Source organism: Streptomyces sp. NPDC050743 (genome assembly GCF_044456925.1).
In the GTDB taxonomy this organism is placed as follows: domain Bacteria; phylum Actinomycetota; class Actinomycetes; order Streptomycetales; family Streptomycetaceae; genus Streptomyces.
This window is the reverse complement of the sequence record NZ_JBITGJ010000031.1, coordinates 1-15,780: the sequence shown is the minus strand read 5'-3', so window position 1 is coordinate 15,780 and position 15,780 is coordinate 1. Positions and strand designations below refer to the sequence as shown.

General features: G+C 72.6%; 17 protein-coding genes. 7 read left to right on the top strand and 10 right to left on the bottom strand.

The features are described 5' to 3' along the window. Positions 1-54: 54 nt before the first annotated feature. From hypB to hypE, 5 genes are read left to right on the top strand one after another with little or no spacing between them, the layout of a single operon-like run. Positions 55-777 carry a hydrogenase nickel incorporation protein HypB gene (gene hypB, locus ACIBJF_RS26780; RefSeq protein WP_399177383.1) on the top strand — a complete coding sequence of 241 codons (723 nt, stop codon included), beginning with the start codon at positions 55-57 and terminating at the stop codon, positions 775-777. Then, entirely contained in the window at positions 774-3,116 is a 2,343-nt protein-coding gene (hypF, locus tag ACIBJF_RS26775; RefSeq protein ID WP_399177381.1) for a carbamoyltransferase HypF, read from the top strand. The genes hypB and hypF overlap by 4 nt, the downstream gene beginning before the upstream one ends. Before the next feature lie 3 nt (positions 3,117-3,119). After that, positions 3,120-3,410, top strand: coding sequence for a HypC/HybG/HupF family hydrogenase formation chaperone (locus ACIBJF_RS26770; protein WP_365728006.1), 291 nt, complete (start codon positions 3,120-3,122; stop codon positions 3,408-3,410). Next, positions 3,407-4,558 (top strand): hydrogenase formation protein HypD, encoded by a 1,152-nt coding sequence (gene hypD, locus ACIBJF_RS26765; RefSeq protein ID WP_399177379.1) that lies wholly within the window; start codon positions 3,407-3,409, stop codon positions 4,556-4,558. Before ACIBJF_RS26770 ends, hypD begins: the two co-directional genes overlap by 4 nt. Next, a complete protein-coding gene (gene hypE / locus ACIBJF_RS26760) occupies positions 4,551-5,630 on the top strand; it encodes a hydrogenase expression/formation protein HypE (RefSeq protein WP_399177377.1) in 1,080 nt (359 codons plus the stop codon). The genes hypD and hypE overlap by 8 nt, the downstream gene beginning before the upstream one ends. Before the next feature lie 19 nt (positions 5,631-5,649). Here hypE and hypA read toward each other — a convergent pair whose 3' ends face one another. The 9 genes from hypA to ACIBJF_RS26715 form a co-directional block, all read right to left on the bottom strand. Continuing rightward, entirely contained in the window at positions 5,650-6,006 is a 357-nt protein-coding gene (hypA, locus tag ACIBJF_RS26755; RefSeq protein ID WP_399177376.1) for a hydrogenase maturation nickel metallochaperone HypA, read from the bottom strand. 7 nt (positions 6,007-6,013) lie between these two features. Continuing rightward, on the bottom strand, positions 6,014-6,163 hold the full coding sequence (locus ACIBJF_RS26750) for a hypothetical protein (RefSeq protein ID WP_399177375.1): 150 nt from the start codon (positions 6,161-6,163) through the stop codon (positions 6,014-6,016). A gap of 62 nt (positions 6,164-6,225) precedes the next feature. Then, a complete protein-coding gene (locus tag ACIBJF_RS26745; protein ID WP_351801637.1) occupies positions 6,226-6,432 on the bottom strand; it encodes a hypothetical protein in 207 nt (68 codons plus the stop codon). A gap of 21 nt (positions 6,433-6,453) precedes the next feature. Continuing rightward, positions 6,454-7,050, bottom strand: a complete 597-nt coding sequence (locus ACIBJF_RS26740) for a DUF5947 family protein (RefSeq protein WP_399177372.1) — start codon at positions 7,048-7,050, stop codon at positions 6,454-6,456. Then, positions 7,047-7,607 carry a NifU family protein gene (locus ACIBJF_RS26735; RefSeq protein WP_399177370.1) on the bottom strand — a complete coding sequence of 187 codons (561 nt, stop codon included), beginning with the start codon at positions 7,605-7,607 and terminating at the stop codon, positions 7,047-7,049. Before ACIBJF_RS26735 ends, ACIBJF_RS26740 begins: the two co-directional genes overlap by 4 nt. Further along, a complete protein-coding gene (locus tag ACIBJF_RS26730; protein WP_399177368.1) occupies positions 7,600-9,393 on the bottom strand; it encodes a nickel-dependent hydrogenase large subunit in 1,794 nt (597 codons plus the stop codon). The genes ACIBJF_RS26735 and ACIBJF_RS26730 overlap by 8 nt, the downstream gene beginning before the upstream one ends. A gap of 63 nt (positions 9,394-9,456) precedes the next feature. Beyond that, a complete protein-coding gene (locus tag ACIBJF_RS26725) occupies positions 9,457-10,545 on the bottom strand; it encodes a hydrogenase expression protein HypE (RefSeq protein WP_399177366.1) in 1,089 nt (362 codons plus the stop codon). A 147-nt stretch (positions 10,546-10,692) separates the two neighbouring features. After that, positions 10,693-12,240, bottom strand: coding sequence for a hypothetical protein (locus tag ACIBJF_RS26720; protein WP_399177364.1), 1,548 nt, complete (start codon positions 12,238-12,240; stop codon positions 10,693-10,695). A gap of 281 nt (positions 12,241-12,521) precedes the next feature. After that, positions 12,522-13,418 (bottom strand): LysR family transcriptional regulator, encoded by an 897-nt coding sequence (locus ACIBJF_RS26715; RefSeq protein ID WP_399177362.1) that lies wholly within the window; start codon positions 13,416-13,418, stop codon positions 12,522-12,524. Between the two features lie 61 nt (positions 13,419-13,479). On the opposite strand from ACIBJF_RS26715, the gene ACIBJF_RS26710 reads away from it, so the two are divergent. Then, positions 13,480-13,830 (top strand): DoxX family protein, encoded by a 351-nt coding sequence (locus tag ACIBJF_RS26710; RefSeq protein ID WP_399177360.1) that lies wholly within the window; start codon positions 13,480-13,482, stop codon positions 13,828-13,830. A 197-nt stretch (positions 13,831-14,027) separates the two neighbouring features. Next, the gene (locus ACIBJF_RS26705) at positions 14,028-15,506 is read left to right on the top strand and encodes a hypothetical protein (protein ID WP_399177358.1); all 1,479 of its coding nucleotides are present in this window, start codon (positions 14,028-14,030) and stop codon (positions 15,504-15,506) included. 92 nt (positions 15,507-15,598) lie between these two features. Here the strand turns inward: ACIBJF_RS26705 and ACIBJF_RS26700 are convergent. Next, the coding region (locus ACIBJF_RS26700; protein ID WP_399177356.1) for a transposase at positions 15,599-15,780 on the bottom strand (182 nt) is incomplete at its 5' end.

Sequence of the window (15,780 nt, the reverse complement as noted above, 5' to 3'; positions counted from 1 at the left end):
CGGGCCGCAAGCACGCGGACCGGGCTCCACCGCCGTATCCGAGGAGCAGCGCCCATGTGCCGGTCCGACGTCAAGCAGGCCGTCCTGGCGAAGAACGACGACCTGGCCGCGGAGCTGCGCGGCGATCTCGCCCGGCAGGGCGTGACCGTCGTCAATCTGCTCTCCAGCCCCGGCAGCGGCAAGACCGAGCTCCTGGGCAGGGTCCTGGCCCGCGCGGTGCAGCGGGAGGTGCCCGTGGCGGCGCTGACCGCGGACCTGGCCACCGAGAACGACGCCGTCCGGCTCGCCCGGTCGGGCGCCCCCGTCCAGCAGCTGCTGACCGACGGACTGTGCCACCTGGAGGCCCGCCAGGTGCGGGCCCGGCTGGCGGGCTGGCTGCCCGCGGACACCTCCGTGCTCTTCGTGGAGAACGTCGGCAACCTCGTCTGCCCGGCCGCGTACGACCTCGGCGAGACCCTTCGGGTCGTGCTGATGGCGGTCACGGAGGGCGAGGACAAGCCGCTGAAGTACCCGACCGCGTTCGGCTCCGCGCATCTGGTCGTGATCACCAAGACGGACCTCGCCGAGCCGGCCGGCTTCGACGAGACCGCCTTCCGGGCGAACGTGCACCGGGTCAATCCGGGCGTGGAGATCGTGCGGTCCTGTGCCCGCACCGGCGTCGGTGTCGGCACCCTCCTGGACCGCGCCCTGGCCGCCCGGGATGGCATCCCCCACCAGCCACCGCTCGCGCCGCACCCGCACGGCCACCACCACAGCACGCCCGCCCCCGCCGTATGACGGCCCCGGCGACCGGCCTGGTCCGCCGCCGGCTCACGGTGCGCGGCACCGTGCAGGGAGTCGGCTTCCGGCCGTACGTGCACCGCCTGGCCGCCGGCCTCGGCCTCGCCGGATTCGTCGGCAACACCGGCGACGGCGTGATCATCGAGGTCGAGGGCCCGGCGGACGAGGTCGACCGCTTCTGCGTCGCGCTGGCCGAGCAGCCACCGCCCCTGGCCACCGTCAGCGCCATCGCCGGCGAGGACCTGCCCGCCACCGGCGACGCCGGCCCCTTCGCCATCCGCTCCACCGCGCGCGCCGGCGGCCGCACCCAGCTGCCGCCCGACACCGCGACCTGCGCCGACTGCCTGCGCGAACTGGCCGATCCGGCCGACCGCCGGCACCGGCACCCGTTCGTCACCTGCACCCACTGCGGCCCCCGCTTCACCATCGCCACCGCGATGCCCTACGACCGGGCGGCCACGACCATGGCCGCCTTCCCCATGTGCCCCACCTGCGCCCACGAGTACGGCGATCCCGCCGACCGGCGCTTCCACGCCCAGCCGGTCGCCTGCCCCGACTGCGGGCCGCGGCTCACCCTGATCCCGGCCCTCGGCGGCCTCCGCACGGCCCGGGACGCGCACGCCCTCGCCACGGCACGGGCGCTGCTGGCGGCCGGGCGGATCGTCGCCGTCAAGGGCGTCGGCGGCTACCACCTGGCCTGCGACGCCACCGACGACCGGGCCGTGGCCGCCCTGCGCGACCGCAAGGAACGCGGCGGCAAGGCCTTCGCGGTGATGTGCGCCGACCTCGCCACCGCCGAGCGGATCGCGGTCCTCTCCGCTGCCGAACGGGCCGCGCTGACCAGTGCCCGCCGCCCCATCGTCCTGCTCCGCGGGCGCACCGCGCCGGACGGCCTCCGTCTCGCCGACCAGGTCTGCCCGGGCAGCCCGTACGTGGGCGTGATGCTGCCCTACACCCCGGTGCACACCCTGCTGTTCGGGCTGCCCGGAGATCCACCAGGCCCCCGGGCGCTGGTGATGACCAGCGGCAACCGCTCCGGCGAACCCATCGTCACCGACGACGCCGAGGCCCTGACCCGGCTCGCCGGACTGGCCGACGCCTGGCTCGCCCACGACCGGCCCATCGCCTCGCCGTGCGACGACTCCCTGCTGCGGATCCGCCCGGACGGCACCGAACAACTCCTCAGACGGTCCCGCGGCTACGTGCCCCGCCCGCTGCGGCTCCCGGTGCCGGTACCGCCCGTGCTCGCGGTCGGCGGCGACCTGAAGAACGTCCTGTGCCTGGGCGAGGGCGACCAGGCGTGGTTCGGGCCGCACATCGGCGACATGGGCGAGCTGGCCACCCTGGAGGCGGCCGAGCGCGCCGAACGGCACCTGACCCGCCTCACCGGGATCACCCCGGCCCTGGTCGCGGCCGACCGGCACCCCGGCTACCACTCGACCGGCTGGGCCCGCCGCCGCGCCTCCCGCATGCCCCTGCGGCTGGTCCAGCACCACCACGCCCACATCGCCTCCGCGATGGCCGAACACGGGCTGGACGGCACCACACCGGTGATCGGGGTGGCCTTCGACGGCACCGGGTACGGCGACGACGGCACCGTGTGGGGCGGCGAGTTCCTGCTCGCCGACTACACCGGCTACCGGCGCTTCGCCCACCTCACCCCCGCCCCGCTGCCCGGCGGGGACGCCGGTGTGGCCAACCCCTGCCGGCTGGCGCTGGCCCGGCTGTGGGCGGCCGGCCTGCCCTGGACCCCGGACGTGCCGAGCGTCACCGCCTGCTCGGACATGGAACTCACCGTGCTGAAACGCCAGTTGGACCGCCAGGTGGCCTGCGTGCCGACGTCCGGCATGGGACGGCTCTTCGACGCGGTGTCGTCCCTGGCGGGCGTGTGCCACCGGGCGGGATACGAGGCGCAGGCCGCGATGGAACTGGAGGCGGCGGCGCTGCAGGCCGGGGACGCGGACGCGGTGGCGTACCCCTTCGGCGTCACCGGTACGGGCGTCCTCACCTGCGACCCCGCGCCGATGCTCGGGGCGCTGCTCGCCGATCAGCGGCGCGGCACCCCCGCACCCGTCCTCGCGGCCCGCTTCCACCGGGGTGTCGCACGGGCCGTCGCCGAGATCTGTCGCCGCGCCCGCGCGGAGACCGGGCTGACCACGGTCGCCCTCACCGGGGGCGTCTTCGCCAACGCCCTGCTGGAGGAGGAGTGCACCGCGCTGCTCGCCCCGGACGGCTTCACGGTGCTCCGGCACGGCGAAGTACCCCCGAACGACGGAGGGTTGGCGCTCGGTCAGCTCATGGTCGCGGGAACAGCAACCAACCACGAGACGGAGTGACCCATGTGTCTGGCAGTGCCCGGCAAGGTCGTGTCCATCGACCGGAGCGCCGACCCCCTGACCGGGCTGATCGACTTCGGCGGAGTGCGCAAACAGGCGTGTCTGGAGTACCTGCCCGATGTCCGGGTGGGGGAGTACGTCATCGTCCATGTCGGCTTCGCCCTGCAGCGCCTGGACGAGGAGTCGGCCCGGGCGTCCCTGGAGCTGTTCGAGCAACTGGGGCTGCTGGACGAGGAGTTCGGGGACGCCTGGGAGCAGGCGGCCCGACAGGAGAGCGGGAGTGAGGCCCGGTGAAGTACATCGAAGAGTTCAACGACCCCGATCTGGCGCGCCGGCTGCTGGACGAGATCCACGCCATCGTCACCCGGCCCTGGGCGCTGATGGAGGTCTGCGGCGGGCAGACCCACTCCATCATCCGTCACGGCATCGACCAACTCCTCCCCGACAGCGTCGAGTTGATCCACGGCCCCGGCTGCCCGGTCTGCGTCACACCGCTCGACGTCATCGACAAGGCCCTGCGGATCGCCGCCCGCCCCGAGGTGATCTTCTGTTCCTTCGGCGACATGCTGCGCGTGCCCGGCACCGACCGGGACCTGTTCCGGGTCAAGGGCGAGGGAGGCGACGTACGCGTGGTGTACTCACCGCTGGACGCCCTCGACCTCGCCCGCAGGAACCCCGACCGCCAGGTCGTGTTCTTCGCCATCGGCTTCGAGACGACCGCCCCGGCCAACGCCATGGCCGTCCACCAGGCCCGCCGCCTGGGCATCGCGAACTTCAGCCTGCTGGTCTCCCACGTCCGGGTCCCGCCCGCGATCGAGGCCATCATGACGGCACCGGAATGCCGGGTCCAGGGCTTCCTGGCCGCCGGTCACGTGTGCAGCGTCATGGGCACCGCCGAGTACCCGGAGCTGGCCGACAAGCACCGGGTGCCGATCGTCGTCACCGGCTTCGAGCCGCTGGACATCCTCGAGGGCATCCGCCGTGCCGTCCACCAGCTGGAGCGCGGCGAGCACCGGGTGGAGAACGCCTACCAGCGCGCCGTGCGCGAGCAGGGCAACCCGGCGGCCCTGCGCATGCTGGAGGAGGTCTTCGAGGTCACCGACCGCAACTGGCGCGGCATCGGACGCATCCCCGCCAGCGGCTGGCGGCTGTCCGACGCCTACCGGGCCTACGACGCCGAGCACCGCTTCGAGGTCACCGGCATCCGCACCGAGGAGCCCGCCGTGTGCCGCGCCGGCGAGGTGCTGCAGGGGTTGATCAAGCCCACCGAGTGCGAGGCGTTCGGGAAGGCCTGCACCCCGCGCACCCCGCTCGGCGCCACCATGGTCTCCAGCGAGGGCGCCTGCGCGGCCTACTACCTGTACCGGCGCATGAACACCCCGGCGGCGCACGGGTCGCGTATCCCGCAGGTCTCACAGGAGGAGATGAACCCCGTTGGCTGACCTCGCCCCACCCGAGGCCTCGGTCGTCGACCCCGCCGGCTGGACCTGCCCCGCCCCCCTGCGCGACCAGCCGGTCGTCGTCATGGGGCACGGCGGAGGCGGCGCCCTGTCCGCCGAGCTGATCGAGCAGGTCTTCACCCCCGCCTACGGCAACCCCACCCTCGCCGCCCTCACCGACTCGGCCGTCCTCGACCTGGGCGGCGCCCGGCTGGCCTTCTCCACCGACTCCTACGTCGTACGGCCGCTGTTCTTCCCCGGCGGCAGCCTCGGCGACCTCGCCGTCAACGGCACGGTGAACGACCTGGCGATGAGCGGCGCCCGGCCCGCCTACCTGTCCACGGCCTTCGTGCTGGAGGAGGGCGTCGAACTGGACGTCGTCGGCCGGATCGCGCGGGCCATCGGCGCGGCGGCGGAGGCCGCCGGCGTCACCGTGGCCACCGGAGACACCAAGGTCGTGGAGTCCGGACACGGCGACGGCGTGTACGTCACCACCGCCGGCGTCGGCCTCGTCCCCGACGGCGTCGACATCCGTCCGCAGCGCGCCCGGCCCGGCGACGCCGTCATCGTCAGCGGTCCGATCGGCCTGCACGGCGTGGCCATCATGAGCGTGCGGGAGGGCCTGGAGTTCGGCGTCGAGATCGCCTCGGACACCGCGCCCCTGGCGGACCTCGTGGCGGCCATGCTCGCGGTCACACGGGACATCCACGTCCTGCGCGACCCCACCCGCGGCGGACTCGGCGCGTCCCTGAACGAGATCGCCCGCGCCTCCGGCACGGGGGTGCGGCTGCACGAGCGTGCCATCCCGGTCCCGGACGAGGTGGCGAACGCCTGCGGCTTCCTCGGCCTGGACCCGCTGTACGTCGCCAACGAGGGCCGACTGGTCGCCTTCGTGCCCCCGGAACACGCGGAGGCCGTCCTGGCGGCGATGCGGGCACATCCACAGGGTGCCGGTGCGGCCCTCATCGGCGAGTGCGTAGCCGAGCACCCGGGCATGGTCGTCGTCGCCACCGGTCTCGGCGGCACCCGGGTGGTGGATCTGCCGCTGGGCGAGCAGTTGCCCCGCATCTGCTGACCGGCCCCCGGCCCCGCCGTCAGCGCGGGGCCGGGACCGGTTCGACCTGAGTGATCTCCAGCTCCCGGCCGCTGCGCAGCTCCTGCGAGGGCCGGTCGCAGCGCGGGCACCAGAAGAACGGCGGCATGCCCACCGCGAACTCCTCGGCGCACGGCGCGCAGTAGGCGTGCGCCGTGACCTGCTCGACGACCAGCTCGGCCGTCGCCAGCGCCGTACCCTCCCGGGCCACCTCGAAGGCGAAGTGCAGCGCGTCGGGCACGACGCCGGCCAGCTCGCCCACGCGGACGGTCACCGCCGAGACGGCGTCCGCGCCGTCCGCGCGGGCGAGTTCGCCGGCCTGCTCCACGATCGCGGTCGCGATCGACAGCTCGTGCACGGCCGGCTCAGGGGTAGCGGCGGTTGGCCCGCATGCCACCGGTCATCCGGTAGATGCGCACCTCGCGTACGATTCCCGGCAGTTCCTTGACGAACAGGGTCATGGCCACGCCGCCGATCATGGCCGCCTGTACGACGAGCAGCTGACGTCCGGACATGCCGGACCGCGTGGTGGTCCTTCTTCTCATGCCAACCTTCATGGCGCTCTCTTTCCGCTGTCTCATCCGGGCGAGATGTTCGGCATGTCCTGCACCAGGGCGTCATGCCGTTTCCAGTGGATACCGGTGGAGCGGCGCGCGTCGGAGCTGCCGTCCTTGTGGTGTCCGGGCTGGTGCTTGTAGGGGCCCTTGTTGCCCTGGTGCAGTCCGCGCACGTGACTCGGTGTGTCGGGCTTCGCCTGGGCGCGGCCCACTCGGATGCTGCCCATGTCGGTTCTCCTTCCGGGTCCTCAGGACCGTTCGGTCAGCTCCCTGAAGAACTGTTCTACGGCCGGCCAGACCCGGCCGCCACCGGAGAGGCCCCGCCACTCGCGGCGAACCAGGGCGATCATCCGGTAGCAGTCGTCGACCGGCACGATCCAGTGCTCGTCGAGGCCGCGCACGGTGTTCACCAGCAGCGCCTCCACATCGGGTGCCATGGCGGCGAGCTGCGGAACCGTGGCGGCCAGCCGCTGCCAGGCCGCCGCGTCCACCTCCCATCGCATGGCACCGGCCGGGCTCGGCCCCTGCGCGGTGACCGTGCCGTCGCTGCGCGGCACGAAGAACACCAGACCCACCGGGACGCCCAGCACCGCCGTGTCGACGGGCGGCAGCCGCAGCCGGCGCCGGGGCACGAGCCGGTAGCGGCCTTCGCCCGCCCCGTCGTCGGCGAACAGCACCGAGCAGGGGCCGCACACGCACCGCACCTCGGCGGCACCCGTGTCGTACAGGTGGGGATGTTCGACGGCCAGGCGGGCGGCGCACAGCTCGCAGACCTCGGCCTCGGCCGTCGCCGCGCGGTCGGCCGTGGAGCGGATGACCCGGGCGAGTGCTCCGTCCATCCTCACCGCGCCTCCTCGGGCACGGCCCGTCGCCTGATCGTGCTCAGCGGTACGAACGCGGGTGCCGGCTTCCGCTCGTCGGCGCCCGGCACCGTCTCCACCGAGGTCAGCTCGGGAGCGACGGCCAGCACCGCCGCCCGCACCGCCTCGGTGACCTCCGACGAGCCCCCGCCGCACCCGGAACCGCACCCGCCGCCTGAGGTCAGCCGCACCCGGGCCACCCGCCCGTCGACGCCGGCCCACTCCAGGTCACCGCCGCGCTCGCGCACCGCCGGCCGCAGCTTCTCCACCGCGCGGGCGGCCCTGCGCTCCGGGGACTCCGGATGCACGTCGTGCAGCACCAGGAGATGCCCGAGCAGCTCGTCGTCGGCGAGCCGCTCCCGCAGCGGTTCGTCCGCGTGGTCCAGCACCCGGGCGAGGGCCTCGCCGTAGACCTCGGTCAGCAGCCGCACCGCCTCCAGCGCCGGGCCCGGAGCGGACTCCAGCCCGGCCAGCACCTCGTCGAGACGGGCGAGCCGCGCCTCCACCGCCGGGTCGGGGAGCCGTACGACGCCGTCAGCCATGGTTCGCTCCGTACGTGGGCGAGTGCACGGTGGTCAGGGTCTTGCCCTTGCCCATGTACATGTGGACACCACACGGCAGACAGGGGTCGAAGCTGCGCACGGTGCGCATGATGTCGACGCCCTTGAAGTCGTCGGGGCCGTTCTCCTCGAAGATCGGCTGGCCCTGGACGGCGTCCTCGTACGGGCCCGGGGTGCCGTAGCTGTCGCGGGGGCTGGCGTTCCACGGGGTCGGCGGGTACGGGTGGTAGTTGGCGATCTTCTTGTCCCGGATCACCAGGTGGTGGGAGAGGACCCCGCGCACAGCCTCGTGGAAGCCGCAGCCGATCGACTCGTCGGGCACCTCGAAGTTCTCGAACACCTTGGTGTCGCCGTTCCTGAGCATTCCCATGGCCTCCTCCAGGAACTGCAGGGCCATGGCGGCGGCGTAGGCGATGAAGTACGGCCGGGCGCGGTCCCGTTCGAGGGTGTTGCTCCACTTCGGGATGCGCCACTCCAGGGTCTGCTCCGGCAGCCTCTCGCCCTTGGGCAGGGTGATGCGGACGCTGTCGCCGGTCGCCTTGACGTACGGCGTGTCGACCAGGCCGCTGAGCGCGGTGGACCACAGCCGGGCCAGCGGCCCGCCGCCGGTGTCGAGCGCGAGGTGCTCGCCGGTCTGCGGGTGGTGCCAGCGCGGGCTCATCACCCAGCTGTAGTTGCCGTCGAAGTCGCGCTTCTGCGGCACCGGGACGGTGGTCTGGTTCCACGGGTGGCGCATGTCGACCGGGTTGCCGAGCGGGTCGTGGGTGACGAACGGATCCTCGTTCACCCAGTCCTCGTAGAAGGAGCTGCCCAGCATGACGCGCAGCCCGAGGTTGATGTCGATCAGGTTGTTGGTGACCAGCTTGCCGTCCACGATGATGCCGGGGGTGACGTACATCGCCCGGCCCCACTCGTTCATCGTCGCGTAGCGGTAGTCGACGACGTCCGGGTTCTGGAAGGCGCCCCAGCAGCCCAGCAGGATGCGGCGCTTGCCGACCTCCTCGTAGCCGGGCAGCGCCTCGTAGAAGAAGTCGAAGACGTCGTCGTTCATCGCCACCGCCTTCTTGATGAAGTCGATGACGCGCATCAGGCGGCTGAGGTAGTCGGTGAAGGTGTTCGGCTGCGGCATCGTGCCGACCCCGCCCGGGTACATCGTGGAGGGGTGCACGTGCCGCCCCTCCATCAGGCAGAACATCTCCCGGGTGATCCGGCTGACCTTCAGCGCCTCCTTGTAGACCTCGCCCTCGAAGGGGTTGAAGGCCTTCATGATGTCGGCGATCGTCCGGTAGCCGTGGACGTCACCGCGCGGTGCGTCGGTGCGCTCGGCGCGGGCCAGGACTCCGGGGTTGGTGGCCTTGACCATCGCCTCGCAGAAGTCCACGAAGACCAGGTTGTCCTGGAAGATCGTGTGGTCGAAGATGTACTCCGCCGCCTCGCCCAGGTTGGTGATGTGCTCGGCCAGCTTGGGCGGCTTGACGCCGTAGGCCATCTGCTGGGCGTAGTTGGAGCAGGTGGTGTGGTTGTCGCCGCAGATGCCGCAGATCCGCGAGGTGATGAACCCGGCGTCACGCGGGTCCTTGCCCTTCATGAACACCGAATAGCCGCGGAAGAGCGACGAGGTGCTGTGGCACTCGACGACTTCCCGGTTGGCGAAGTCGATCTTCGTGTAGATGCCCAGGTTGCCGATGATCCGGGTGATCGGATCCCAGGACATGTCTACGATCTGGGCGGGTTTGCGTTCTGTGGGCCGGGACTCGGTGGTGGTCATCTGCGGTACTGCCCCTCGCTGTTCGGGTCGGGCGGTTCGGTGGCGGGACGGGGACGGACGGCGTCAGGCACGCCAGTGCGGGTCGTAACCACTGGTCAGCTTTCGCTTGTTGTGGCGCCACTTGGGCTCGTGGTTCACGACGTCGTTGGTCAGGCCGCGCAGCCGGCGGACGACGGCTCCGTACGGCTTGACGAGCATCGTCGACAGCGTGCCGCCCGGGGGTTCGTCCATGAACGGCATGAAGGCGTCGGGGAAGCTGGGCATCGTGCAGCCGATGCAGATGCCGCCGACGTTCGGGCAGCCGCCGATGCCGGCCATCCAGCCGCGCTTGGGCACGTTGCAGTTGACGACCGGTCCCCAGCAGCCGACCTTCACCTGGCACTTGGGAGAGTTGTAGTCCCTGGAGAAGTCGGCCTGCTCGTAGTACGCGGCCCGGTCGCAGCCCTCGTGCACGGTCTTCCCGAAGAGCCACTGCGGGCGCAGCATGTGGTCCAGCGGCGGCGGGGGAGCGGCACCGGCCGCGTGCTGGAGCACCCAGACGAGGGTCTCCATGAAGTTCTCCGGCTGGATGGGACAGCCGGGCACATTGACGACCGGGAGCCCCGACCGTGCCTTGAACTCCCAGCCCAGGTAGTCCGCGAGGCCCATGCAGCCGGTCGGGTTGCCGGCCATGGCGTGGATGCCGCCGAAGGTCGCACAGGTCCCCGCCGCCACCACCGCCCAGGCCTTGGGCGCGAGCTGGTCGATCCACCAGTTCAGGGTCTGCGGCTCACCGGTGTCGGGGTCGTTGCCGAACGACGTCCAGTAGCCGTCGCCCCGGATGATGTTCTGGTTCGGGACCGAACCCTCGATGACGAGGATGAACGGCTCCAGTTCGCCGCGTGCCGCGGCACGGTAGGGAGCGAGGAAGTCCTCGCCGCCCAGGCTCGGCGAGAGCACCTTGTTGACGAGGTTCACCTTCGGCAGGCCCGGGATGAGGCCGAGCACGACGTCCTCGATGGACGGCTGGCCGGCGGCGGTCAGCGACACGGTGTCGCCGTCGCAGCTCATGCCCTCCGAGATCCAGAGGATGGTGATCTCGTCGAATCCCTTCCGCGCCTCGGCCCTGCTGGGCTCGCCGTGGACATCGGTGGTACCGCTCTGTGTGGTCATCGCTGCGGCCTCCGTCGCTGCTGCCGGTCTCGGAGTCGGTCGTAGGGGGTGGCCGGGGCCACGAGGGTCCGGGCCCGGGCGCGGCCGAGGGCGGCGGCGTGGTCGTGTGACAACCGCTCGGCCATGGGGTGGTCGTGCCGCGGCCCCTCAGGGGCATCCATCGAACCGTCCCTCCTCCGGCCGGTCGGCCGGACGCTCGGGGGGCCGCGGGGACTGCGGCCGGGGTGAGCGGACCGGACCCGGTCCGTCGGAGTCTTCGACCGGCTGGACCTCGTCGGGCCGGAAGTAGTGGAAGCGGCCGTACCAGCCGTGCAGTTCGGCCGCGGGATCGTCGTCCACGGTGACGGCCAGGTGCACGCTGCCGTCCACGTCGTGGCGGACGGCGGCGACCTGAGCGGTCCGTCCCTCGAGGAACATGTCCTGGGCGTCCGCGCCCCGGACGCGCGGACACAGCCGGACCCGGCTGCCGCCGCCGACGGGCACACCGTCCACGAGCACCGTGTCGGTCGCCGGGGACAGGCCGGCGTCGCCGCCCTCCTGCCACCAGGCGGGCCGCTCGGCGCCGGACCGGCTCTGTGCCGGGGCCAGGGAGCGGATGGCGCCGTGCAGCCGGGCGAAGACCTCCCGGGGCATGGTGTCGACCCGGTCGAGGATCTGTGCCGCCCGTGGATCGGTGGCCCGGGCCTCGGCCTTCTCCTCGTCGGTCAGCAGCATCGTGCGCAGGGTGAGGATCTCGTCGATCTCCGCCGCGTCGTGCAGATCGCCCGGACTCTCGGGCGCCACCTGGGGCCAGTCCGGCAGGATGATGGGGGCGGAGAGCATGACGGCGCCCGTCCTGCCCTGCTGGGGCGGACCGGCGAGCACGGGGAACGTGAACGCGCTCCGGCAGCCCCGCGCGTGCGGCACCAGACCCTCGGGCGGATCGATCAGCGAGACGAACTCCAGGCCGTCCCCGCCGACGAGGGTGTGCGTGGCGAGCAGCGCCTGCCGCAGAGCCTCGGTGCGCGGGGCCCGCGGATCCGTCACCGCGCCGGTGTTCTCGGTGCGCACCCGCAACCGGTACAGCTCCGGCGCGAGCGGCTCGGCCTCGACCGTCGTCACGGCCCGCAGCTCCCTGCGCCGCCGTACCGTCCGCCCTGCCCCGCCCGGCAGTTCCTCGGCGTCCGTGCCGGCGTCCGCACCCACCAAGGCGGTACGACCGCCGAGCAGCAACTCCCGCAGGGGCATCACCAACTCGGTCTCGCGCGGCACGGCCTCCTCGAACGACAGATGCGTCGTGCCGTCGGCCGTCCGCAGCGACTCGACCGGGCGGTGGCGTCCGTCCGGGTCGGCGGCCTCGACCTGCTTGTCCTGCATCTGCAGACAGCGCACCCGCACCCGTACGACCGCGTCGTCGGCGCGCGGTGCGCGCAGCAGGCACTCGGTCTGCTGGTACCAGGAGTCGGCGGAGCCGGCGATCCCCGGCACGACCGGCCCGTCCCGCTCGACCCAGTCGCGGGGCAGCAGCACGCCGAACTGCCAGCGGACCCGGTTCTTCGGCGAGGACCGGCGGTACGGGTAGAGCAGGTAGCCCTCGTACAGCACGGCGTCCGCGACCGCGCCGACCCGCTCGAAGACATGGCGGGACGTGCCGACGCCGTCCTCGTCCAACACGGCGGCGAGTCCCTCGCCGCCCACGCCGGCCCGGTCCGACATACCGCCTCCTCGTCACCGGTTCACTCGCGCATTCCTTTCACCACGGTCACACCCGTCACGGCTTCGCGCTCGTCCGACGCACCGCCATTGCGCCGCCCAGGGGACGGCGAGCGGGCCGGCCCCGCGAAGCACCGGGGTCCCGCGCGCGGGGATCACGGTCCGGGTCGGCTCAGGCGACCGACGCGGAGGAACCGGACGTGTTCGACGCCCTGAGGAACCTGATAGAGAAGGCCGAGCCGGGCGAGTTCGGCGGATGTACGGTTCGAGGTCGCCCCGTCCCGTCACACCCGCCGCGCGAGGTCCACGCAGCAGCGGACGAAGTCCCGCACGACCGGATTGCGGTCGTCGGCCGGGGCCCAGGCCACGCCCACCCGCGTCGAGCTCACTCCCGTGACCGGCCGGTACACCACGCCGGGGCGAGCGTAGAACCGCGCGGCGGACTCGGGGGCGAGGGCGATGCCGTACCCGTTGGCGATGGCGCTGAGCCAGTCGTCCGGCTGTTCGGTGACCGCGCCGACGCGGACCGGCCGGCCCTCGCGCTCATCGGCGGCCAGCCAGTGGTCGCGCCAGGCGCCCGTCTCCTCCGGCGCGGCGACGAACGGCTCGTCCCACAGCTCGCGGAAGGCGATCTCGGTGCGCTCCGCGAGCCGATGCCCGCTCGGCAGCGCCACCCACCTCGCCTCGCTGAACAGCACCTCCACCCGCAGGGCGTCCTGGCCCGGGAACGGCAGGCGCAGCAGCGCCGCGTCCACCTCGCCGTCGGCCAGCCCGGCGCTCGGGTTCGACCAGGCGGCCTGCCGGAGTTCGACCCGCCAACCGGGCCGCCGCCGGGCGAACTCGGCGACGATGTCCTGTGTCGCCTCATTGGCCGCGCTCGCCACGAACCCCACGCGCAGGATCCGGGCCGCCTGCCGGTCCGCGGCCTTCGTGGCGCGCAGCGCGTCGTCCCAGCGAGCGAGCAACTCGGTGGCCCGACGCGCGAGTTCGCGGCCCGCGTCCGTCAACGCCATACCGGCACGCGAGCGCTCGAAGAGACGTACGCCGAGCTGGGTCTCCAACTGCCGGATCTGCTTGGTCAGCGCCGGCTGGGACACGAACACGCGCTCGGCTGCACGGGTGAGGCTGCCGTCCTCGGCGACGGCGAGGAAGGAGCGCAGCAGACGCGTGTCGACATCCATTCCTCCAGGTTATGGACGCCGGTATTGGACGTCATGGTGGCCTGCCGGTGAGGATGGAGCCATGGACATCGCCTCTGTGACCATCACCTGCGCGGCCGTCCTGGCCAACGCGGGCATCGCGGCGGCAGACCTGGCGAAGGCGCCGTTCGTGCTCGCCAACTCGGCCGAGGTCGGAATGCCCTCAGCCTCGATCCCCACCCTCGCCGTGCTCAAGGCGGCCGGGGCGGCCGGGCTGCTCCTCGGACTGCTCGGCGCACGCCCCCTGGGCGTCGCGGCCGGCACCGGGCTGGTGCTGTTCTACGTCGAGGCCGTGATCACCCATGTGCGGGCACGGGTGTTCCACAACATCGCCTTTCCGGGCATGTTCCTGGCGCTGGCGGCGGGGGCGCCGGCACTGGCGGCCGCCCGGTGACCGGCGGGCGCCGCCCTCACGGCAGCCGCTCCCAAGTCCCGACGAAACAGGCCCTGTTCGAGCCCCTGTCAGGTCGGCCCGCGGGCCCGTAAACTGCGGGTCCGCAGCCATGGGGGCGCTGCTGACCGGGGCGAGCGATCATCTCCGTGGGTCCGTACGGTCCGAGCCAGCGGTTCCCGGGACCGCCGCTGCCGCCCATGCCGTCGAGCCCGCCACCCGCGCCCCCGGACGTCTGGCGCGCCGCCGCCGTCGCCCTGCTCAACCTCAGCGGTCTCGGCCTCGGATACGCGCTGCTGCGGCGCCTGGTTCCGGCGGCCCTGTGCTGGGTGGCGACGGCGGTGCTGCTGCTCGTGGCGCTGCCCGCGGACGCCGACGGCATCCCGGGACTCGCGCTCGCCGGCTACGCCGTACTCCTGCTGCTCGCCGCCCTCCACGGCGCCGCCGCCGGACTGCGCACCCGGCTCGCCTGGCCGGCCCGAGCGCCGCTCGCCCTCGTGCTGGGCGTGCTGCTGCTCGCCGTACCGGCGGGTGGCACGCTCTGGTACCGGGACGCCCACGACGAGGCCGTGGAGCAGGCGCTCCTCGACCGCCTCGCCAAGGCCGACCAGTTGGTGGCGACGAGCGGCCGCCGGTCGTTCACCTCCGCCGAGTCGGACTACCGGTCGGCGCTGGAGGTCTACCGCGACCTCGCGGAGCACCACTCCGGCTCCCGCGCGGCCGGGCGGCTCCCCGACAGCCTGCGGACCTACTACACGACCGTCGGCGCGGCCTACGGCCACCGGGACTACTGCGACGCCATCGAGCCGCTGACGTACCTGCGCACCGTGCCCGGCACCATGCCGAAGGAGCAGCTCGGATCGCTGGCCCGCTGGCCCGACGACCGGCTCGCGACCTCGCTGTACGCGTGCGGGTCCCAGCGCCTCACGGCCGGCGGGACGGACTGGGACACGCGCTTCGACGACCTGCTGAACACCTTCCCGCGCTCCGAGGCCGCGACGAAGGTCTCGCCCGCCGTCGACGCGTCCGTGCGCAAGGCGGAGAAGGCCGTCGGCGGAAGCGAACCCTGCACGGCCGTGGCGCGGTTGCGTGACCTGGACACCCGGATCGGCGGACCGTCGAAGTCCTCGGGTGACGCGGACGGCACGCTGGCCAAGGCCGCCGATCGCGCCGGCAGAAGCGGTGACGCGGGGGAGTACACCTGCGGAGTCGACCAGTACAAGGACGGCGACTTCGACGCCGCCCAGAAGACCATGGAGGAGTTCGTCTCCGGCAACGGGCACGACAGGAACCGGGCGCGCGCCAAGAAGATCGCCATAGCCGCCGAGGTCGCCCAGACGCTGCCGAAAGCCGGCAGGAAACTGCCCACCACCGCCTCCGGCGGCAGCATCTCCGTCACGGTGAAGAACGACGGCCCGCACGACATCACCGTGCTCTACACCGGCCCGGTCACCGGCAGCTTCACCTTCAGGGGCTGCGGCGGCTGCAAGGCGTACACCCTCGCCGACACTCTGATGAGCGGCTTCAAGCCGTGCAGCGACAGCGGCAGGCACTACCCGCAGCGCACCATCAGCCTCCCGGCGGGCACCACCTACTTCGTGCACAAGTCGAACGGCAGCAGCACCGCGACCCCGGCCTCCGACACGGCCGTGCTGCGCCCCGGCTACATCTACCTTTGATCTTGGCCGGTGCGCCGCCCTTGGGGGCGGTGGTGGAGGCCATCTCAAGGCCGCTCTGATCCGCACGTGAGCACGGGTCGGCACGGTATGCCTCAGCCCGCGGGGCGCTGCTGCCGCTCGATGTACTGCTGTACGACGGTCAGCGGCGCTCCGGCGCAGCTTGCGGCGAAGTACGAGCCGGACCAGAAGTGTCCGCCCCACAGGTACCGGCGCACGTGCGTGTCGTACTCCCTGCGCAGCAGCCGGGCACAGACGCCCTTGAGGGAGTTGACCA